This is a genomic window from Streptomyces sp. NPDC002513, assembly GCF_053595355.1.
In genome coordinates this window covers 56,030-74,671 of record NZ_JBSFXK010000014.1, presented here as the reverse complement: position 1 = coordinate 74,671, position 18,642 = coordinate 56,030, and the positions used below count along the sequence as shown (strand labels likewise).

Here is an 18,642-nt window from a genome sequence, read left to right as displayed (position 1 = left end):
TACCGACGGGGGTGCCGGCCATACGGCGATCACGGCGAGCACGGGACGCCGCAGCTACGGCCGTCCTCGGCAGGACTGTGGGCCGGCGGCTGGAGCACGGGAGCACAGGGGGCACTTACGGCGGAGCGATCCCCGTATGCTTGGCGCATCGTCAGTTGAGACTAGGGGCAGGAGTTTGGGGTTCGATTCCCCTTGCGCCCTTCCTCGTACTCGCTTCGGCCGCGTTGGCACTGAGGTTCGTTGCACTGGTCCTAGGAAGCACTACGTCAGGTAACGCAACTGCCCGCGCTACTCGGAGGGAGAGCACCATGAGCACAATGCGAAAGTCACTTGAGGCCGTTCTGATGGCGGCCGCGGCGGTCGCAGAAGGTTCCGCGGCTGGTCTGCTGCTTCCTGTCTGAGCTGACGACCGGAGGGCCTTGATGCCGTCGGCCGGCATCGAGGCCCTCGCTGTGCCCGAGGCGACGCAGCTCGGGGGTCGGGGCTACCGGCTGATGCTCGGTGCCACTGCGGTCCTCGTCACCCTCGTCTACCTGGTCTTCACCGAGAAGCGCTGGCTGTGACCGGCGTCAGTGCGTGACGTCGAGCGCGACCTCGTCGGCCGCATCCGCGTCGGATGTGTCGCTCAGGCAGAGGCGCAGGTGCTCGATGTGGTAGACGGCCTGGTCGAGGAGTTCGGCGACGTGGTTGTCGTAGAGCGCGTAGATCACCGAACGGCCCTGGCGTCGGCCGACGACCAGGCCGAGGTTGCGCAGCAGCCGCAGCTGGTGGGAGCAGGCCGACTGCTCCATGCCGACTTCGGTGGCGAGTTCTGTGGCCGCGCACGGGCCCTCCCTGAGGCGGGAGAGGATCAGCAGCCGTGACGGGGTGGCGAGGGCCTGGAGGGTGGTCGCCACCCGCGCGGCGCTGTCCGCGTCCAGGCGGGTGCGCGGCACGGCGTTCTTCGCGGGAGCAGCTCCATGGCCCATGGGAGCCATCATACAAGTGATACTTGAAAATCTATTCATATGTACCTGTATCGTGGACGGGTAAGTGCCTCCTGCCCTGCCGAAGGGTTCTTTCGCCATGCTCTCCACCCTGACCGAGCGGCCCGCGCCTGCCGCGACCGCGCGCCCCGAGGCCGCCCCACGGCGGCGGACCCGGGTGTTCGCGCTGCCCGAGGCCCGCTGGGCCGGCGCGGCCACGGTGCTGTTCCTGCTCGCCCTGCCGCTACAGCTGACCGGCGGGCCCGCCTGGGTCTGGGGTTCGCTTGTACGCGCTCGCCTACGCCGCCGGCGGCTGGGAGCCCGCGCTCGCCGGGCTCCAGGCCCTCCGGGAGAAGACCCTCGACGTCGATCTGCTGATGATCGTGGCCGCGCTGGGCGCGGCGGCCGTTGGTCAGGTGATGGACGGCGCTCTGCTGATCGTCATCTTCGCGACCTCCGGTGCGCTGGAGGCGCTGGCCACCGCGCGCACCGCCGACTCGGTGCGCGGCCTGCTCGACCTGGCTCCGGCCATGGCCGCCCGGCTGACGTCGGATGGTTCCGAAGAGGCCGTTCCCGTCGAGGAGTTGGCGGTCGGCGACACCATCCTCGTACGGCCCGGCGAGCGGGTCGGCGCCGACGGCCGTGTCCTGGACGGGGCGAGCGAGGTCGACCAGGCCACCATCACGGGCGAGCCGCTTCCCGTCGCGAAGGAGCCGGGCGACGAGGTCTTCGCCGGCACCCTCAACGCCACCGGCGCCCTGCGCGTGAGGGTCGAGCGGGACGCCTCCGACTCGGTGATCGCTCGCATCGTGCGGATGGTCGAGGAAGCCTCCGAGACCAAGGCGCCGACCCAGCTGTTCATCGAGAAGGTCGAACAGCGGTACTCGCTCGGCATGGTGGCGGCGACGCTCGCCGTGTTCGCCGTGCCGCTCGCGTTCGGCGCCGCGCTGACCGGGTCGCTGCTGCGGGCCATGACCTTCATGATCGTCGCCTCACCGTGCGCGGTGGTGCTGGCGACCATGCCGCCGCTGCTGACGGCGATCGCGAACGCCGGGCGGCACGGCGTACTGGTGAAGTCCACCGTCGTGATGGAGCGCCTCGGCCAGGTCGACGCGGTCGCCCTGGACAAGACCGGCACCCTCACCGAGGGCACCCCGCGCGTGACCGACATCCGCCCGCTGACCGGGTCCGGTCTCACCGAAGACGATCTGCTGGTGCTCGCCGCGACGGCCGAGCACCCCAGCGAGCACCCGCTGGCCCGCGCCGTCGTGGACGCCGCCCGCACCCGCGGTCTCACCCTGCCCGCCGCGGAGGACTTCAGGTCCACCCCCGGCGTCGGAGTGACCGCGGCCGTCGACGGCCGCAAGGTCGCGGTCGGCGCCCCCGCTCGGTTGCTGGCCGACGCCGAGGGCCCGCAGGCCGCTCGCGCCACGGCCGTGGCCTCGGGGCTGGAAGACGGAGGACGTACCGCGGTGCTGGTGCTGGCCGACGGCGTCCCGACCGGGGTGCTGGGCATCGCCGACCGGCTACGGCCGGACGCCGCCGCCACCGTGGCCTCCCTCACCGCGCTCACCGGTACCGCGCCGATGCTGGTGACCGGCGACAACCCGCGCGCCGCCGCCCGCCTGGCCGCCGAGGTCGGCATCACCGACGTCCACGCCGGGCTGCTGCCCCAGGACAAGGTGACAGCGGTCCGGGAGCAGGAGCGGGCCGGCCGCAAGGTGCTCGTGGTCGGCGACGGGGTCAACGACGCGCCTGCCCTGGCCGCCGCCCACACCGGCCTCGCGATGGGCCGGGCCGGCTCCGACCTGGCTCTGGAGACCGCCGACGCGGTCGTCGTCCGCGACGAACTGGCCACCGTGCCCGCCGTGGTGGCCCTCTCCCGCCGGGCCCGCCGCCTGGTGGTGCAGAACCTGGTCATCGCCGCCGTGTTCATCTCCGGCCTGGTCGTCTGGGACCTCGTCGGCACCCTGCCGCTGCCGCTCGGTGTCCTGGGCCATGAGGGCTCGACCGTCATCGTCGGCCTCAACGGCCTGCGGCTGCTGCGCGAGGCAGCCTGGACCAGGGCCCGCGCGGAGGGCGGCCGGTGACCCGCCGCACCCGACGGTCCTCCGCATCCGGCGCGGGTGCGGAAGACCGCTGCACGGTGACCGTCTGCCGGGGCTGCTGCTGCGGCACACCCAAGATCCCGAGCCTGGACCACACCGCCCAACTCGCGGAGTTGCGCACTTCGTTGTCCGGCGTGGCGAACGTACGGCCCTCCTCCTGCCTGGACGCCTGCGAACAGGCCAACGTGATCGTCATCCAGCCCTCCGCCGTCGGCCGCCGGGCGGGCGGACGCCCAGTCTGGCTCGGCCTGGTCAACGACCCCGACGCGACCGCTGACATCACCGCCTGGGTCAGGGACGGCGGACCGGGAATGGCCGACCCGCCTGCCATCCTCGGCCTCTACGCCTACAGCCCCTCCCGCCGCGTCCGCGGCCAGATCGAGGACTGAGCACAGCCGGGGCGCCGTCGAGCCCCCCGCTGTTGACTCTCACCAGGCCGTTCACCGTCCCCTGGCGCAGTGTCCGGATCCGACGGTCCGGTGAAGGCGGCCTTGAAAGTGGCTCACAGGCTGTCGCCCAAGGCCGTCGACGAGTGCGTCACGGCGGCCGTTGTGCCGTCGGCGAGGACGCCGGTGATCCGGAAGTACGTCGTCTCGCCGCGCGTCAGCCTCACGGAGGCCTTGTAGAGGGGGCCGGGGACGCCCACGACGGACCTGACCCGCTCGTAGGTCCCGGTGATCGCGTTCCAGCGGTCCGCGTGGTACTCGGTGATGCTCGCACAGACCGTCTCGTCCGAGCAGGACCACTCCAGGTATCCGAGGTTGGCCACGGCGTCGGGGTTGACGACGGTGAGCGGGCCGGTGTCCTCGCCGCGGCGTCGTCGGGCCTGTTGTCGAGCTCGGTAGTGGTGACGGTGGAGGCCTGATGTCAGCGCCGGTCAACGCGACCCCCACCGCGGTCGCGGCGGCCAGACGGGATCTTGCGAGACTGCGCGCAGTGTCCCCTTCTCAGCGCATGACTGTCCGTCAGGAAGTCGTATGAGGTGTGAGATTCATGAGAGCGGCCTGTGGTTGTACGGCCACGCGATGTCCGGTCGCCGCCGGTGACTAGTGTCCCGACCGTGCAGGACGGCGTGGTGGCTGTCGCCACCTCCGCCCATCCGAACGGTGCTGCTGGGTGCGGAGAGGGCTGCGTCGTTCGGCGGATGCTGCACCCGGGCTAGATTCCTACTCATTTGATAATGTCAGGCCATGAACGAGATTTCTTACAGCGTCGGCGAAGGGCCAGCCACCAGGGTCAGCCTCTCCCTCCCCGAGGGGACGGCGGAGGCGATCCGTCGACGGGTCGGCAAGCGTGAGTTCTCCGCGTTCATCACCGAAGCGGTGGAGCGCGAGCTACGCGGTCAGATCCTGGATGAGTACCTGGCCGACTACGAACGCCGCCGGGGGCCGATCTCCGAGCAAGAGCAGGAGCGGGCACGCCGGGCCTTCGACGAGGTGTTCGCCGAGGAGGGGCAGTGGCCCGCCGCAGGCTGAGCCACGAAGGCACCCTCGTTCTCGACTGTGAGGGCCTGTCGAAGTTCGTCAGTGATCATGAGCCCGTCGTCGCCCTCATTGCCGAAGCCCGCAAGCGGGGCATGGAGGTGGTCATCAGCGCACTCACCATCATCGAAGCGGTGCATCGTCGGACCGAGAAGGCGCGGCTCGCCTGGATCCTGTCCGGCGTGCGGATCATCCACGTCGGCGACGAGGAGGCAAAGGCCGCTTCGGCCATGCTGATCAATGTTGGGCTTCATGGTCACAAATACGCCATCGACGCCGCCGTGGCCGAGATGGCGCTGCGGCAGCGCCGCCCGGTCGTCATGCTCACCTCGGACATCGACGACATGACGAAGCTCTGCGGCGACAGAGTGCGCCTCGTCGCCGTGTAGTCGAGGCCCAAGACCTGAACATCGGGGATGTGAGGTGGGCCCGTACGTCTTGTCTGAGCGCGACGTAGCGGGATCGGTGGACCAATCGACAGTGAACGGTGGCGTGGCCGGACGGCTGGACCTTCATGGTGCCGTGAGGCGCAGCAGCCGAGTGTCGGCCTCGTCCGGCGCGAAACGGTCGGGGGCGAATGGGGCGACACGAAGGTGTCAGACTGTGACGGTGACAACACGCGACGAGGAACTGCTGGCCCGAGTCCGGGAGATGAGGGAGCGCGGCAGCGCGCCGAAGCAGATCGCGAAGGCGCTGGGGCTGCGACCGGCCCAGGCCACCGCGCTGGTCAGGCGGGTTGCCGAGGCGGCACTGGCGAATATCGCGCCTGATGAGAGGCCGGTGGTGGGCTGCTGGGTCAACGCGGGCTGGAGCGCGGGACTGGACATGGCCAAAGCCCCGGACTGGGCGGCGGCCGACCCTCTCGGCCAGGAGCCGGACCCGGGCACGGGCGGCTTCGCCCAGATTCTCCTGGCACGCCAGGAACGTGCCAGCAGGGTGACCGTCACCGGGTTCCTGGTGGACGTGTACTGCCTGGGAGTCAAGAACGTCACCGACCCTGAGGTGATGGGGTCCGGATCCCTGACCACGTACGTACCGATGTACTACTCGGCCTTCGATCACCGGCCGCTGCCGATCGGCGTGGAGCAGGCGCAGACGATCGTGCACGATGCGGTCGCCTACGCCCGCGGTCTTGGCTTCGAGCCCGCGGGCGGCCTCGCCGACGCCGCAGTGCACCTGGGTGCCCCGCCTGGCGGCCGGCCCGTCATCGGCTTCGGCCGGGACGGCAAGCCGTTCTACCTCTCCGGCCCCTACGACAACCCGCGCGAAGTGGTCCAGATCCTCGAACGTACCTGCGGTCCGGGCAACTACGACTACGTTGTTCATCTGTAGGAACGGGACGCGAGCGGCATGAAGCGGGAAACGCAAGCAGTGATACCGGTTGAACAGCAACAGGAGCCCACTGGAACTCCGAGGGTCCGGCACACCGAGCACGAGGCGCAGGTCAACCTGCTGACCGTGCTCCGCCTGTGTCTGACGGGGAAACTGCGGTGCAGTGAAAAGACCCGCCGCCCCGGCGCCGCCACCGTCGCGGCGGTCGCCGAAGTCCTGGACGGTGGCGACTTCTCTCCGGACGAGGCCATCGCCGCCTTCGCCTGGCCGATGCTGCTCCAGGCAGGCGGCCTCGCCCAGCTCACCGGTGGTCGGCTGGTGCTGACCACGCGCGGACAGACCGCGCTGACCCGGCCCCCGCACCTGACCATTGCCCAGCTATGGCAACGCTGGCTGAACAACAGCCTCCTGGACGAGTTCTCCCGCGTCGAGGAGATCAAGGGCCAGCGCTCCGCGAACGTTCTGACCGCCGCCAAACCGCGCCGCAAGCTCGTCGGCCAAGCGCTGGCCGGTCTCGTCCCGGGCGAGTGGACGTCCGTCGACGGCCTGTTCACGGATATGCGCGCGGCCGGCCTGAATCCGGTCGTCCACCGCAGTGAACGCGCCCTGTGGAAGCTGTACCTGGAGGATCCGCAGTACGGCAGCCTCGGCTACGACGGCCACCACGACTGGTCCCTCCTCCAGGGCCGTTACACCCTGGCGGTGCTCTTCGAGTACGCCGCCACGCTCGGCCTCATCGATATCGAGCACGTCCCCCCGGCGGGCGCCCGCGACGATTACCAGGAGAACTGGGGCGGCGACTACCTCGACCGGCTCAGCCGCTACGACGGCCTGTCCGCGCTCCGCCTCAACCCGCTGGGCGCCCACGCCGTCGGCCTCACGGGCGACTACACCCCTGCCCAGGCCCCCGCCCCGGCCGTCCCGAAGGGCAGGGTCACCGTTCTGGCGAACTTCGACATCGTCGCCCTCGACGGGCTGCCCGCCGCCGACACCCTTCTCCTGGACGCCTTCTCCGACCGGAAGACCGACCGGGTCTGGACGCTCACCACCGCTTCTCTTCTGCGCGCCCTCGACCGCGGGCACGCCCTCGACGAGCTCCGTGGCTACCTGAACCAGGCGGCCTCGCACCCCGTGCCCCAGACCGTCACCACCCTGCTCGACGACACTGGCCGCCGCACCGGCCGACTCCGCGATACAGGGCAGACCCATCTCATCGAGTGCGCGGACGAGGCACTGGCAGCCCTCATCGTCAGCGACCGCCGCCTGCGCGTGCTGTGCACCCGAGTCGGTGAGCGTCACCTTGCGGTCTCCCCAGACCGTCTGCCGGCGTTCCGCAAGGCCGCCCTGGCCCTGGGCTACCCGCTGGTCTGATGGCACGAGGAGAGCCGCTTCGGGGCGCCTCGGTCGGCCGAGGCGCCCCTCGGCGCGTGTCCGCTGGTCATCGGCAGGGACGCGTTCGCCGTATGAGGGAGATGTCCCGAATGTCGGGAATGAATGAGACCAAAACTGAGACCAGGGCACACCAGAGCGTCGGACCGCGGGCTACGGTCCGACGCTCCGTTTCGCCTGTTCAGGCGGCTGCGGAGGATACGAGATTCGAGCTCGTGAGGGGTTGCCCCCCACTCGCTTTCCACGTCTGCTGGTGCCTAGTCGGGGCGCGTACAGGGCCGTTCGCCTGCGGTCATGGGTGGCCTGGCTACAGGAAGGACCTGGCATACGGTCTCGTCCGAACGACGGTGAACGGGGCTGAACGAGACGGAAACTGAGACGGCCGCACTCCTCACCGCGGCACGGGAGATGTCCCCGGCCGGTTGCCGGAGCCACCATCATCGGTGGAGCTAGGCTGCCTTGGGTCGCGCCGCCCGCATGCCGGAGGCGGGCTCCTGTGCGTTCTCAAGCGGCAAGGTCTCGTCTTCCCCGAAATCAGGGGCCTGGAAGGGGTTGGTCGCCGGAGGTGGCGATGCTGCAGTGGAGCAGCGGGGTTGCCCTTCCAGGGCGGAGAACAGCGACGTCAGATCGATGAGAGGACTCTCTTTCGTTACAGGTCCCTGAAGGGGCCTGGTGTGCCGTGGCCGGGCGCAGCGGTCCTACAGCTTGGTCATCTTGGCGTACGGGCTCAAAATCCGCATGTGCGCCGAGCCGAAATCCACGAGCGCCGCGACCCCGTCCTCGATGCCGATTACTCGGCCGAGGCCGTACATGTCGTGCGTGACCTGGTCGCCCAAGGCGAAGTGCTTGGGAGCCGGTGTCACCGGGGCCCTGAAGGGGCTGGTAGGCAAATGACGCTTCGGCGCAGCAGGCTTTGTCATGACTCAGTATGCGCCCTCATCCGTCCCGTTCGCTGTGGTCGTCGGCACAGATCACGGACGGCAACAACCGCTTCATGCCTCTGACGCGTAAAGAGAGCCTGGTCAGAGGGGGCGTGAGCAGTTGCCCGGTGGTCGATGAAGGCCGCCGGGTGTCCGGGTCTGCTGGTCAGGCGGCGGTCTCCCTCGGGTTCGGCGGTGGCCTGGTTGATGCCGGGGATGGTGTCGAGCAGGTCGAGGGCGCCACGAAAGGGTGCCATCGCCGCTTCGATGCGTCCGGTGAGCTGGCCGATCACGGTGGTGAGCTGGTCGTACTGGTCCAGATACAGGCGGGCCAGGAACGCGTGGTGCTCGCGGAAGCGTCCGGTCAGGGCCTCGGTGGGTTCGGGGATCCTGTTGCGGAGTTTGCGTTTGGCCGGGTCCGTGAGGACCTGCGGGTCGGCTTCGCCGCGGATGAGGGCTTCGAGCATGGCCCGCCCGGAGACGCCCATGACGTCGGAGGCGACCGCGGAGAGCTTGATGCCGGTGTCCTCCGAACGCGAGGGTGTGAGACGGCCGGCTTCATGACGCTCGTCACACCGCTGCGACTGTTCTCCTGATCCTCGGGGTCCCGGACGTCGTGGTCGACGCGATCATGGGATGGGAGCCCGGGGGAGCGGCCCGCATGCGGGCCCGGTACATGCATGTCACCGGGACAGTGTTGAAAAGGACCGCTCAGCAGGTCGGAGAGACCCCTCGGGGCGCCGATGGACGGCATCTGCCATGATCCGGGATCGCCTGTCTCCCGTCCGGGAGGGGACAGCTGGGGGAGGAACCATGGACAAGCGGACGGACCCTGTCGAGATCGTCGCGCGCGTGGGTGGCGTGACGCCCTACTCGGATCACGAGCGGGCGTTCGGTACCTGGGTGTATCTCGCCTCGAAGGCCGGCTGGCAGGTGGTCGAAGCTGAAAGGTTCGCCGCCGACAGCGACCGGGGCGAAATCGGCGCGGTGGACGTCGAGGGTGTTCGGTACGTGATCCGGCTCGGGCCGAGAGTGCGGCGGCTGCTTTACGAGGTTGTCGACGGGCACATGGTGAAGCGAGACGTCCTCGCGGTCGCGGCCTGGGCTGAACCGGTCGTCACCAAGGAGAGCGCCCCTGGTTGGTACTCCGCAGAGGCCGACTGAGACGGAAACTGAGACGGGTGAACGCCGGAGGGCCGGACCGCTTTCGCGGTCCGGCCCTCTGAGCTGGCGGAGGATACGAGATTCGAACTCGTGAGGGGTTGCCCCCAACACGCTTTCCAAGCGTGCGCCCTAGGCCTCTAGGCGAATCCTCCGCCGGAAACATTACATGACGCTGGGGAGTGCTAGCGAACTCGTTCGGGGCCCGGGCGATCGGGTAGGCTGGGGCTCAGCCCCTCACGCGGCGCTATCTGACTGAACTCCCCCAGGGCCGGAAGGCAGCAAGGGTAGGTCGGCTCTGGCGGGTGCGTGGGGGGTCTTCTCTGTCTACGGGTTTATGGGCGGGGCGGGGCCTCCGCGCGGGGAGAGCGGTTTCCCGGGAGGGCCCGGACAGGCCTCGCGGGGGAGCGGCTCGGGGCGGGGCGTGTTGTCGGTGGGCGCCTATAACCTCGTAAGCGTGTCGTCTCTCGCGCTGTACCGCCGCTATCGCCCGGAGTCCTTTGCCGAGGTCATCGGGCAGGAGCATGTCACTGACCCGCTGCAGCAGGCGCTGCGGAACAACCGGGTCAATCACGCGTACCTGTTCAGCGGGCCCCGCGGCTGCGGCAAGACGACCAGCGCCCGCATCCTGGCGCGCTGCCTGAACTGCGAGAAGGGCCCCACGCCGACTCCGTGCGGCGAGTGCCAGTCCTGCCGTGACCTCGCGCGGAACGGACCGGGGTCCATCGACGTCATCGAGATCGACGCCGCGTCGCACGGCGGTGTGGACGACGCCCGTGACCTGCGCGAGAAGGCCTTCTTCGGACCCGCGAGCAGCAGGTACAAGATCTACATCATCGACGAGGCCCACATGGTCACGTCGGCCGGTTTCAACGCGCTGCTGAAGGTTGTCGAGGAGCCGCCCGAGCACCTCAAGTTCATCTTCGCGACCACCGAGCCGGAGAAGGTCATCGGGACCATCCGCTCGCGCACCCACCACTACCCCTTCCGGCTCGTGCCGCCGGCGACCCTGCGGAACTACCTCGCCGAGGTCTGCCGGAAAGAGGCCATCCCCGTCGAGGACGGGGTCCTTCCCCTCGTCGTGCGCGCGGGCGCGGGGTCCGTGCGTGACTCCATGTCCGTCATGGACCAGTTGCTGGCGGGCGCGGGTGCCGACGGTGTGACGTATGCCATGGCCACCTCGCTGCTCGGGTACACGGAGAGTTCGCTCCTCGACTCCGTGGTCGAGGCCTTCGCCTCCGGGGACGGGGCCGCCGCCTTCGAGGTCGTGGACCGGGTCATCGAGGGGGGCAACGACCCCCGTCGGTTCGTCGCCGACCTGCTGGAGCGGCTGCGGGACCTGGTGATCCTCGCCGCCGTGCCCGACGCCGTCGAGAAGGGACTCATCGACGCCCCGGCCGACGTACTGGAGCGGATGCAGGCCCAGGCGGGCGTGTTCGGCCCGGCCGAGCTGAGCCGCGCCGCCGACCTCGTCAACGAGGGGCTCACCGAGATGCGGGGCGCGACCTCGCCCCGGCTCCAGCTCGAACTGATCTGCGCGCGCGTGCTGCTGCCCGCCGCGTACGGGGACGAGCGGGCGGTCATGGCCCGCCTCGACCGGCTGGAGCGGGGTGTCCACGTCTCCGGCGGCGGCGCCGGCCCCGCCATGGGCTATGTCCCGGGGCCCGGGGCGCACGACGTGATGGCCGGGGGGCCGGTGGTGCAGGACGCGGCGCCCGTTCCGCCGGGCGGCGGTGCCGCGGCGGCGCGGGCCGCGGTGCGGACCGGCGGAACCGGGCCCGGGGGGGCGCCGGGGCACGGCGCGGGCACGGGTGCGTACGCGGCTGGTGGGCCCGGTGGCCACGGCGGTGGGGCGATGCCTGCCGCGGCTTCGGCGTCCGCACCCCAGGAGACGGTTCCTGCCGCCCCGGCTCAGCCCCAGGCCGCCGCCTCCTCCGCTCAGCCCCAGGCCCCCGCCGCCGCTCCGGGGCCCGCCGCTCCCGGCGCATGGCCCACCGCCACCGCGGCCGGCAGCGGCCGACGGCCCGGCGGGTGGCCCACGGCGACGCCCGCGGGCGGGGGCCAGACCCCGGCCGCGCCCACGCCACCGGCCGGCCCTGCCGCCGCCCCGGCCCCCGCGGCGCCCCCCGCTCCCGCCGCCGCCCCGGCCGCGGCTGCCGCCGCTGCTCCCGGCGGTCTCGACCCCCGCACGCTCTGGCCGAACGTCCTGGAGGCGGTGAAGAACCGCCGCCGCTTCACCTGGATCCTGCTGAGCCAGAACGCCCAGGTGACGGGCTTCGACGGCACGACGCTGCAACTCGGCTTCGTGAACGCGGGCGCGCGGGACAACTTCCTGAGCAGCGGCAGCGAGGACGTACTGCGACAGGCCCTGGCCGAGCAGTTCAACGTGCAGTGGAAGATCGAGGCGATCGTCGACCCCTCGGGCGGTTCGGGCCCGCCGGCCTCCGGGGGCTCCGGCTTCGGCGGCGGCTTCAACGCCGGTGGCGGCGGCTACGGCGCAGGGGCACCGGCCGCGCCGCGCCCCGCACCCCAGCAGCCCGCACCCGCAGCGCGTCCGGCCGCACCGGCGGCCCCGTCCCCGGCAGCGGCGCCGGCCGGCCCTGCCGCCGCCCCGGCCCCCGCGGCGCCTCCCGCCCCGGCGCGGCAACCGGTCGCCCCGGAGGACGACATGCCGGAGGACGACGACCCCGACCTCGACGAGTCGGCCCTCTCGGGCCATGAACTGATCGTCCGGGAGCTGGGCGCCACCGTCGTGGAGGAGGTCTCCAACGAGTGACGGATTGGATAAAGCCACAAACCCCCGCCCCGCCGCCCCTCGGCGGCCCCCACAAGGCCACCGCCTCGCGCCCGTTAGGCTTCACCCCGTGAAGGTCCTCGTCATCGGCAGCGGTGCCCGCGAACACGCCCTGTGCCGTTCCCTCTCCCTCGACCCCGACGTCACCGCGCTGCACTGCGCCCCCGGCAACGCCGGCATCGCCGAGGTGGCCCAGCTGCACCAGGTCGACGCCCTCGACGGAGCCGCCGTGGCCGCGCTGGCCACGGAGCTCGGCGTCGGGCTCGTCGTCGTCGGTCCGGAGGCACCGCTCGTCGCGGGTGTCGCGGACGCCGTGCGCGAGGCCGGGATCCCCGTCTTCGGCCCCTCCAAGGAGGCCGCGCAGCTGGAGGGCTCCAAGGCGTTCGCCAAGGACGTGATGGCGGAGGCGGGCGTGCCCACCGCCCGTTCGTACGTCTGCACCGGCGCCGACGAGGCCGAGGAGGCGCTCGACGCCTTCGGCGCCCCGTACGTCGTGAAGGACGACGGTCTCGCCGCCGGAAAGGGCGTCGTCGTCACCGCCGACCTCAACACCGCGCGAGCGCACGCGGCCCGCTGCGAGCGCGTCGTCATCGAGGAGTTCCTGGACGGCCCCGAGGTGTCCCTGTTCGCCATCACCGACGGCGAGACGGTCCTCCCGCTCCAGCCCGCGCAGGACTTCAAGCGCGCGCTGGACGGCGACGAGGGGCCGAACACCGGCGGCATGGGCGCGTACTCGCCGCTTCCGTGGGCCGATCCGAAGCTGGTCGACGACATCCTGCGGACCGTTCTGCAGCCCACGGTCGACGAGATGCGCCGCCGCGGCACCCCGTTCTCCGGCCTGCTGTACGCGGGCCTGGCGATCACCTCGCGCGGTGTGCGGGTCATCGAGTTCAACGCCCGCTTCGGCGACCCGGAGACCCAGGTCGTCCTCGCCCGGCTGAAGACCCCGCTCGCCGGAGTGCTGCTCGCCGCGGCGAACGGCACCCTCGCCGATGTCGAACCCCTGCGCTGGAGCGACGACGCGGCCGTCACCGTGGTCGTGGCCTCGCACAACTACCCGGGCACCCCGCGCACGGGCGACCCGATCACCGGCCTCGACGAGGTGGCGGCCAAGGACGCCCCGTACGCGTACGTCCTGCACGCGGGCACCCGGCGCGAGGGCGACGCGGTGGTGAGCGCGGGCGGCCGCGTGCTGTCCGTCACGGCGACCGGTGCGGACCTCGCCGAGGCGCGCCGGCGGGCCTACGCGGCGGTGGGCCGCATCGGGCTGGAGGGCTCCCAACACCGTACGGACATCGCGGCGAAGGCCGCGGATGCCCACGCCCGGGCCTGAGCCCCTGCGCGACGCCTGGGGCCTGTGCCCCTCTGCCCGGCGTCCGGGCCTGAACCCCGCCCGGCACCCGAGGCGGACCAGTCCCGCCGCCCACGCCGAGCGCCCAGGGAAGACCACCCAGGGCCGAGGAGACCCGGTGGCCGATGAACCTGGTCGGCGAGGAACCCCACGGGCCCCGACATCCGTCTCCGGATGCGGGGCCCGTGTCGTGTGCACGGGGGGTCACGTCGTGGTCGCACGGCGATCGCGAACTGGGGCCCGGTCCTCGCTCTGCGTCATCCACCTTTCCCCAAAGCCATTCCATCGAGTGATCGGGTGACCTATCCGGCTGACGACGGCCGGGGCCCCAACTAGGGTGCGGCGCAAGCGGTTCCGGCACTTGGCCCACCGGCATTGCGATGTCGGTGGCGGGTGCCACAGTGGGGGAGTGAGCAACGCACGGGTGTCCGGCGACGACTTCAGCGACGGACACGACGGAGACCGTCACGGCGCATGCCGCGCCGGACGGAGGCGGGCTGTGCAGAGGCGGGATGGAGGGGGTGACGTCCGGTCGTGACCGGTATGGGTGTGGAGGCGGGCGCGCACGCCGCGCGCTCACGGGCCCTTGCCGTGCTGCGGATCCGCAGCAGGGCACTGGCGGTCGCCCTGCTGCCCGCCGCCGTCGCCGTCGTGCTCCTGGCCGGCGAGTCCACCGGCCACATCAGCGGCCGGGACTGGGGGACCGCCCGCTGGGTGGTGGCCGCCGTCGCCGCTGTCGCCCTGCTCTCCGCCGTCGGTATCGCCCTCGTCGTCGCCCGCGCCCGCCCCGCCGTCAGCCCCACGGTCCCGATCGCGGAGGACGCGGCCCCCGATCTGTACCGGATGGTCCGGGACCTGGCCGACCGCCTGGACGTCCCCGCCCCGTCCGCGATAGCGCTCACGCCCGACTGTGACAGCTGGCTGGAGGACCGCACACACCGCGCCCACGGCCCGCCGGCGCGCGCCGGCGAGGAGACAGCCGCGGCCGGGGGGACACGCGGCCTGTCGTCCTCCCGGCCCCACCACCGGGCCCCGACCGCGCCCGTGCTCGTCATAGGCTCGCCTTTCCTGTGGTGGATGCGGGTGGGCGAGCTGCGCGCGGTCCTCGCCCCGGTCGTGGCCGGTACGGGCCCGTCGGCGCACCCGGACATAGCGGCGGCCCGCCGTTTCGTACGAGGGCTGGACGCCGCCGTGGCCGTGACGTCCGCACCCGCGCGCGGCCCTCTGATACGCACGCTGCTCGCCGGTGCCGGCTGGGTGGCCCGCGTGCTGCTGCGGAGCTGCCGGGGGCATGCGGCGGAGATGGAGCGGGGGGTGGCGGCGGCCGCGGCCGAGCGTGCACAGGCTGTGGACTACGGTCTGCGGATCGTCGCACAGGAGCAGGTGGGGCTGGCGTACGCGGGCTGGGACCGCCTGCTGACCCGGGTCGCCCTGCCGGCCTGGCGGATGGGCCGCTGGCCCTCGCGGCTGGACGCGGGGGTGGTCGCGGCGCTGACGGAGCTGTCGCGCCGGGACCGGCTGGCCGAGGGCTTCGCCTCCCGGCTGGGCGAGCGGCCGGCCTGTGACCTGCTGGAGGAGCCCGGTCTCATCGACGAGGCGGCCTCGCTGCTCGCGGCCCGCCTCTTCCACGGTGGTCCGGCCGAGCCCGGCCCCCAGTGGGCTCCGGTGGACTGGCGCGACTATCCGGAGGAGGTCGTCGACCGCAAGTGGCGCACGGACGCGGCCCGCCTCCAACGCGTCCTGGACGCCCTGGGCGTCCACCGGCCGGCACCCAGGGCGGTGCCCGGTGCGGACGGCCCGACGCTGGATCGGGTGCTGGAGTATCTGACGGTCCGGGCGCCGGGCTCCGAGCGCGAGGCGCCGGCCCCCACGGCCCCCGACGACGACGGCGTGGTCGCCAGTGTGCGCGCCGCCGCCCTCGTGGCCGGGCTCAGCGCCGCGATGGCGCGGGAGGAGGCGTCCGTCGGCGGGACACCGGGCGGCGGCGAGGCGGGGCGGACACCGGGCCCGGACCCGGCGCTGTGGGACGAGGGAGTGCTTCCGCTGTTCCCGCTCCAGCCGCCCCGCACCGGCCGGGAACTGCTGGTGGACCACGTCAGCGCGATGGTGTGCTGCGCCGCGATGGACACGGCGGGGGCGGTGCCGGGGCTCGACTGGCTGGACGGGCCGTCCCTCCTGGTCAGGGGCGAACGCGCGGCCGACCTGGCCCCCCGGGTCCTCACCCTGGTCGAGGAAGGCGACCCGGCCCCGCTGCGCACCTGGCTGCTGAACCTGGGCGTGCGCGCCGAGAAGCCGGTCCGGTTGGTCTGACCTCCGGCCGGACGGCACCCGCGACCCACGGGCCCGAGCCGACCCGGGCCCGCTCCCGCGGGCACTCGTCACTCCCATCGGCACCCCACCCTCGCCCACCTGCAAAGACGCAGGGACCTCGATTCCGCGACACCGACCCCTGGCCGCAGAATCCCATTCCGTTCACGCCAATTCGCGACGAAGGGTGACGGAGTGCGTGCGTAATGTGATGTGCTGGGACCGATCGCGCACGCGGCACATGCCGGAGCGAGCGCGGAACATGCCAGGGCAGGAGAGGCACGTACCAGAGCAAGAGCCGGCGATGGCTCACGGGGACGAGGGAGGGGACATCACATGGGGTCGGAGCACATCCGCCGCTGGGAGTCGGGCGCTCTCGCACATGCCGTGACGGATCCTTTCGGCCAGGGCCCCGTTCCCTGGCTCCGGGGAAGTGAGACGTACTTCGACGACACGGGACACGTGGTCCCCTGGTACGTGGATCCGGCACCGGCCCACATCCCGTCCCAGGGTTCCAAGGGCGCCCGTATCCCGGCGCCCCGCACCAGCGGCCCGCGCTCCGCCGACGACGTCCACCGCCAGATCAAGGGCTTCACCTCGACGGGCGCGGTGGCGCCGGGCGACGCCCTCGACTTCCGCATCACCGTCGACCCGCCCCAGGAGTTCGCCGTCGACGTGTACCGGATCGGGCACTACGACGGCGACGGGGCATCCAAGATCACCACCAGCCCCCGCCTCTCCGGCATCGTCCAGCCGCCCCCGCTCATCGCCGACCGCACGGTCTCCTGCCACCACTGGTGGCTCTCCTGGCGGCTGCAGATCCCCTCGTACTGGAGCATCGGCGCGTATGTCGCCGTCCTCACCACCGCCGACGGCTACCGCTCCCACGTGCCCTTCACCGTCCGCGACGGCCGCCCGGCGGACCTGCTCCTGCTGCTGCCCGACATCACGTGGCAGGCGTACAACCTCTACCCGGAGGACGGGCACACCGGCGCCAGCCTCTACCACGCCTGGGATGCGAACGGCCGGCTGCTCGGCGAGGCCGACGCCGCCACCACGGTCTCCTTCGACCGCCCGTACGCGGGCGCGGGCCTGCCCCTGCACGTCGGCCACGCCTACGACTTCATCCGCTGGGCCGAGCGCTACGGCTACGACCTCGCCTACGCCGACGCCCGCGATCTGCACGCGGGCCGCGTCGACCCCACCCGCTATCGCGGACTCGTCTTCCCCGGCCACGACGAGTACTGGTCGACGCAGATGCGCCGCACCGTGGAACTCGCCCGCGAACACGGCACCTCGCTGGTGTTCCTGTCCGCCAACACCATGTACTGGCAGGTGGAGCTGAGCCCCTCCCCCTCCGGGGTCCCGGACCGGCTGCTCACCTGCCGCAAGCGCCGCGGCCCGGGGAAGCCCGCGCTGTGGCGGGAGATCGACCGTCCCGAGCAGGAGATGATCGGCATCCAGTACGCGGGACGGGTCCCCGAGCCCCACCCCCTCGTCGTCCGCAACGCCGGGCACTGGCTGTGGGAGTCGACCGGCACCCACGAGGGCGACGAACTGGAGGGGATGGTCGCCGGGGAGGCGGACCGATACTTCCCCCGGACCCCACTGCCCGAGCACCAGGGCCGCATCCTGCTCGCGCACTCCCCGTACCGGGACGGCGAGGGCGCCCTGCGCCACCAGGAGACCTCCCTCTACCGGGCCCCGTCGGGAGCCCTGGTCTTCGCCTCCGGCACGTTCGCCTGGTCCCCCGCCCTGGACCGCCCCGGCCACACGGACGCCCGTGTCCAGCAGGCCACGGCGAACCTCCTGGACCGCATCTGCAAGCGGGACTGATCCTTCCGCGCCCACCCCGCACCGGGCTCGCTCCTCGCATACGGGAGACTCGCATGCAGGAGAATCGAGCCAATGGGACAGAACCACGGGGAGGAACCGTGTCCGGATTCGTCGAGAAGCCCGAGCCCGTCCAGGTGCCGGGTCTGGTGCATCTGCACACCGGAAAGGTGCGCGAGCTGTACCAGAACGACGCGGGCGACCTCGTGATGGTCGCCAGCGACCGTACGTCCGCATTCGACTGGGTGCTGCCGACCGAGATCCCGGACAAGGGCCGGATCCTCACCCAGCTCTCGCTCTGGTGGTTCGACCAGCTCCGCGATCTGGTGCCGAGCCATGTCCTGAGCACCGAGCTTCCGCCCGGCGCCCCGGCCGACTGGGCGGGCCGCACCCTGGTCTGCACGTCCCTGCGGATGATCCCGGTGGAGTGCGTGGCCCGGGGCTATCTGACCGGCTCGGGCCTCGTCGAGTACCAGGAGTCCCGCACGGTCTGCGGCCTCGCCCTGCCCGAGGGACTGGTGAACGGCTCGGAGCTGCCCGCGCCGATCTTCACGCCCGCCACCAAGGCCGCGGTCGGCGAGCACGACGAGAACGTCTCCTACGAGGAGGTCGCCCGCCAGGTCGGCGCCGAGACCGCCGCCCAGCTGCGGCAGGCGACCCTCGCGGTGTACGGCCGGGCCCGGGACATCGCCCGCGAGCGGGGGATCATCCTGGCGGACACCAAGTTCGAGTTCGGGTACGACGGCGACACCCTCGTCCTCGCCGACGAGGTCCTCACCCCGGACTCCTCCCGCTTCTGGCCGGCCGACCGGTGGGAGCCGGGCCAGTCCCAGCCGTCGTTCGACAAGCAGTTCGTCCGGGACTGGCTGACCTCCCCCGCCTCCGGCTGGGACCGCGCCAGCGAGCAGCCCCCGCCGCCGCTGCCGCAGGAGATCGTGGAGGCGACCCGGGCGAAGTACGTGGAGGCGTACGAGCGTCTGACGGGCTTCGGCTGGGCCTGA

16 protein-coding genes, 1 tRNA gene, 1 other RNA gene and 2 pseudogenes are annotated in these 18,642 nt (G+C 71.8%); 15 read left to right on the top strand and 5 right to left on the bottom strand.

The window, feature by feature from the left end:
* The first annotated feature begins 422 nt into the window (after window positions 1-422).
* Window positions 423-563 carry a hypothetical protein gene (locus ACWD5Q_RS12830; protein WP_451427012.1) on the top strand — a complete coding sequence of 47 codons (141 nt, stop codon included), beginning with the start codon at window positions 423-425 and terminating at the stop codon, window positions 561-563.
* A 6-nt stretch (window positions 564-569) separates the two neighbouring features.
* On the opposite strand, the gene ACWD5Q_RS12825 is transcribed toward ACWD5Q_RS12830, so the two are convergent.
* Window positions 570-968 carry an ArsR/SmtB family transcription factor gene (locus tag ACWD5Q_RS12825; RefSeq protein ID WP_451427011.1) on the bottom strand — a complete coding sequence of 133 codons (399 nt, stop codon included), beginning with the start codon at window positions 966-968 and terminating at the stop codon, window positions 570-572.
* A gap of 97 nt (window positions 969-1,065) precedes the next feature.
* On the opposite strand from ACWD5Q_RS12825, the pseudogene ACWD5Q_RS12820 reads away from it, so the two are divergent.
* Together ACWD5Q_RS12820 and ACWD5Q_RS12815 are read left to right on the top strand one after the other, a co-directional pair.
* Window positions 1,066-3,055, top strand: a pseudogene (locus tag ACWD5Q_RS12820) (heavy metal translocating P-type ATPase).
* Window positions 3,052-3,462: a (2Fe-2S) ferredoxin domain-containing protein gene (locus tag ACWD5Q_RS12815; RefSeq protein WP_451427010.1), complete on the top strand. Its 411-nt coding sequence runs from the start codon at window positions 3,052-3,054 to the stop codon at window positions 3,460-3,462. The pseudogene ACWD5Q_RS12820 and the gene ACWD5Q_RS12815 overlap by 4 nt, the downstream one beginning before the upstream one ends.
* 113 nt (window positions 3,463-3,575) lie before the next feature.
* On the opposite strand, the gene ACWD5Q_RS12810 is transcribed toward ACWD5Q_RS12815, so the two are convergent.
* Window positions 3,576-3,842, bottom strand: coding sequence for a hypothetical protein (locus ACWD5Q_RS12810; RefSeq protein ID WP_451427009.1), 267 nt, complete (start codon window positions 3,840-3,842; stop codon window positions 3,576-3,578).
* 421 nt (window positions 3,843-4,263) lie between these two features.
* Between ACWD5Q_RS12810 and ACWD5Q_RS12805 the strand changes: the two genes are divergently transcribed.
* The 4 genes from ACWD5Q_RS12805 (at window position 4,264) to ACWD5Q_RS12790 (ending at window position 7,257) form a co-directional block, all read left to right on the top strand.
* Complete coding sequence (locus tag ACWD5Q_RS12805; RefSeq protein ID WP_451427008.1) at window positions 4,264-4,548, top strand: hypothetical protein; 285 nt, start codon at window positions 4,264-4,266, stop codon at window positions 4,546-4,548.
* A complete protein-coding gene (locus ACWD5Q_RS12800; RefSeq protein ID WP_451427007.1) occupies window positions 4,530-4,943 on the top strand; it encodes a DNA-binding protein in 414 nt (137 codons plus the stop codon). The genes ACWD5Q_RS12805 and ACWD5Q_RS12800 overlap by 19 nt, the downstream gene beginning before the upstream one ends.
* 214 nt (window positions 4,944-5,157) lie before the next feature.
* Complete coding sequence (locus ACWD5Q_RS12795) at window positions 5,158-5,886, top strand: hypothetical protein (RefSeq protein WP_451427006.1); 729 nt, start codon at window positions 5,158-5,160, stop codon at window positions 5,884-5,886.
* Between the two features lie 39 nt (window positions 5,887-5,925).
* Window positions 5,926-7,257, top strand: coding sequence for a helicase-associated domain-containing protein (locus ACWD5Q_RS12790; RefSeq protein ID WP_451427005.1), 1,332 nt, complete (start codon window positions 5,926-5,928; stop codon window positions 7,255-7,257).
* Window positions 7,258-7,973: 716 nt separating this feature from the next.
* On the opposite strand, the gene ACWD5Q_RS12785 is transcribed toward ACWD5Q_RS12790, so the two are convergent.
* Both ACWD5Q_RS12785 and ACWD5Q_RS12780 read right to left on the bottom strand, forming a co-directional pair.
* Window positions 7,974-8,195, bottom strand: coding sequence for a hypothetical protein (locus tag ACWD5Q_RS12785; RefSeq protein ID WP_451427004.1), 222 nt, complete (start codon window positions 8,193-8,195; stop codon window positions 7,974-7,976).
* A complete protein-coding gene (locus tag ACWD5Q_RS12780; RefSeq protein WP_451427003.1) occupies window positions 8,192-8,662 on the bottom strand; it encodes a hypothetical protein in 471 nt (156 codons plus the stop codon). The genes ACWD5Q_RS12785 and ACWD5Q_RS12780 overlap by 4 nt, the downstream gene beginning before the upstream one ends.
* A gap of 80 nt (window positions 8,663-8,742) precedes the next feature.
* Here ACWD5Q_RS12780 and ACWD5Q_RS12775 point away from each other — a divergent pair.
* Both ACWD5Q_RS12775 and ACWD5Q_RS12770 read left to right on the top strand, forming a co-directional pair.
* Window positions 8,743-8,958 (top strand): annotated as a pseudogene (locus tag ACWD5Q_RS12775) (hypothetical protein); the annotation flags it as partial.
* A gap of 50 nt (window positions 8,959-9,008) precedes the next feature.
* Window positions 9,009-9,359, top strand: a complete 351-nt coding sequence (locus ACWD5Q_RS12770) for a hypothetical protein (protein ID WP_451427002.1) — start codon at window positions 9,009-9,011, stop codon at window positions 9,357-9,359.
* A 64-nt stretch (window positions 9,360-9,423) separates the two neighbouring features.
* Here the strand turns inward: ACWD5Q_RS12770 and ACWD5Q_RS12765 are convergent.
* Window positions 9,424-9,511: transfer RNA gene (locus tag ACWD5Q_RS12765), tRNA-Ser, on the bottom strand.
* A gap of 73 nt (window positions 9,512-9,584) precedes the next feature.
* On the opposite strand from ACWD5Q_RS12765, the gene ffs reads away from it, so the two are divergent.
* The 6 genes from ffs to ACWD5Q_RS12735 all read left to right on the top strand — a co-directional run bounded on the left by ffs (window position 9,585) and on the right by ACWD5Q_RS12735 (window position 18,642).
* An RNA gene (gene ffs / locus ACWD5Q_RS12760) (signal recognition particle sRNA small type) lies at window positions 9,585-9,681 on the top strand.
* Window positions 9,682-9,813: 132 nt separating this feature from the next.
* The gene (locus tag ACWD5Q_RS12755) at window positions 9,814-12,132 is read left to right on the top strand and encodes a DNA polymerase III subunit gamma and tau (protein ID WP_451427001.1); all 2,319 of its coding nucleotides are present in this window, start codon (window positions 9,814-9,816) and stop codon (window positions 12,130-12,132) included.
* 88 nt (window positions 12,133-12,220) lie between these two features.
* Complete coding sequence (gene purD, locus ACWD5Q_RS12750) at window positions 12,221-13,483, top strand: phosphoribosylamine--glycine ligase (protein ID WP_451427000.1); 1,263 nt, start codon at window positions 12,221-12,223, stop codon at window positions 13,481-13,483.
* Between the two features lie 561 nt (window positions 13,484-14,044).
* Window positions 14,045-15,811, top strand: coding sequence for a hypothetical protein (locus tag ACWD5Q_RS12745; RefSeq protein ID WP_451427064.1), 1,767 nt, complete (start codon window positions 14,045-14,047; stop codon window positions 15,809-15,811).
* Window positions 15,812-16,144: 333 nt separating this feature from the next.
* Window positions 16,145-17,644 (top strand): N,N-dimethylformamidase beta subunit family domain-containing protein, encoded by a 1,500-nt coding sequence (locus tag ACWD5Q_RS12740; protein ID WP_451426999.1) that lies wholly within the window; start codon window positions 16,145-16,147, stop codon window positions 17,642-17,644.
* A 98-nt stretch (window positions 17,645-17,742) separates the two neighbouring features.
* A complete protein-coding gene (locus ACWD5Q_RS12735; protein ID WP_451426998.1) occupies window positions 17,743-18,642 on the top strand; it encodes a phosphoribosylaminoimidazolesuccinocarboxamide synthase in 900 nt (299 codons plus the stop codon).

What these genes read in the sequence shown, in the direction of transcription:
- ACWD5Q_RS12830 (WP_451427012.1), top strand. Translation starts at nt 423, where the DNA reads ATGCCGTCGGCCGGCATCGAGGCCCTCGCTGTGCCCGAGGCGACGCAG.
- ACWD5Q_RS12825 (WP_451427011.1), bottom strand. Translation starts at nt 968, where the DNA reads ATGGGCCATGGAGCTGCTCCCGCGAAGAACGCCGTGCCGCGCACCCGC.
- ACWD5Q_RS12805 (WP_451427008.1), top strand. Translation starts at nt 4,264, where the DNA reads ATGAACGAGATTTCTTACAGCGTCGGCGAAGGGCCAGCCACCAGGGTC.
- ACWD5Q_RS12785 (WP_451427004.1), bottom strand. Translation starts at nt 8,195, where the DNA reads ATGACAAAGCCTGCTGCGCCGAAGCGTCATTTGCCTACCAGCCCCTTC.
- ACWD5Q_RS12780 (WP_451427003.1), bottom strand. Translation starts at nt 8,662, where the DNA reads ATGCTCGAAGCCCTCATCCGCGGCGAAGCCGACCCGCAGGTCCTCACG.
- ACWD5Q_RS12770 (WP_451427002.1), top strand. Translation starts at nt 9,009, where the DNA reads ATGGACAAGCGGACGGACCCTGTCGAGATCGTCGCGCGCGTGGGTGGC.
- ACWD5Q_RS12745 (WP_451427064.1), top strand. Translation starts at nt 14,045, where the DNA reads ATGGGTGTGGAGGCGGGCGCGCACGCCGCGCGCTCACGGGCCCTTGCC.
- ACWD5Q_RS12740 (WP_451426999.1), top strand. Translation starts at nt 16,145, where the DNA reads ATGGGGTCGGAGCACATCCGCCGCTGGGAGTCGGGCGCTCTCGCACAT.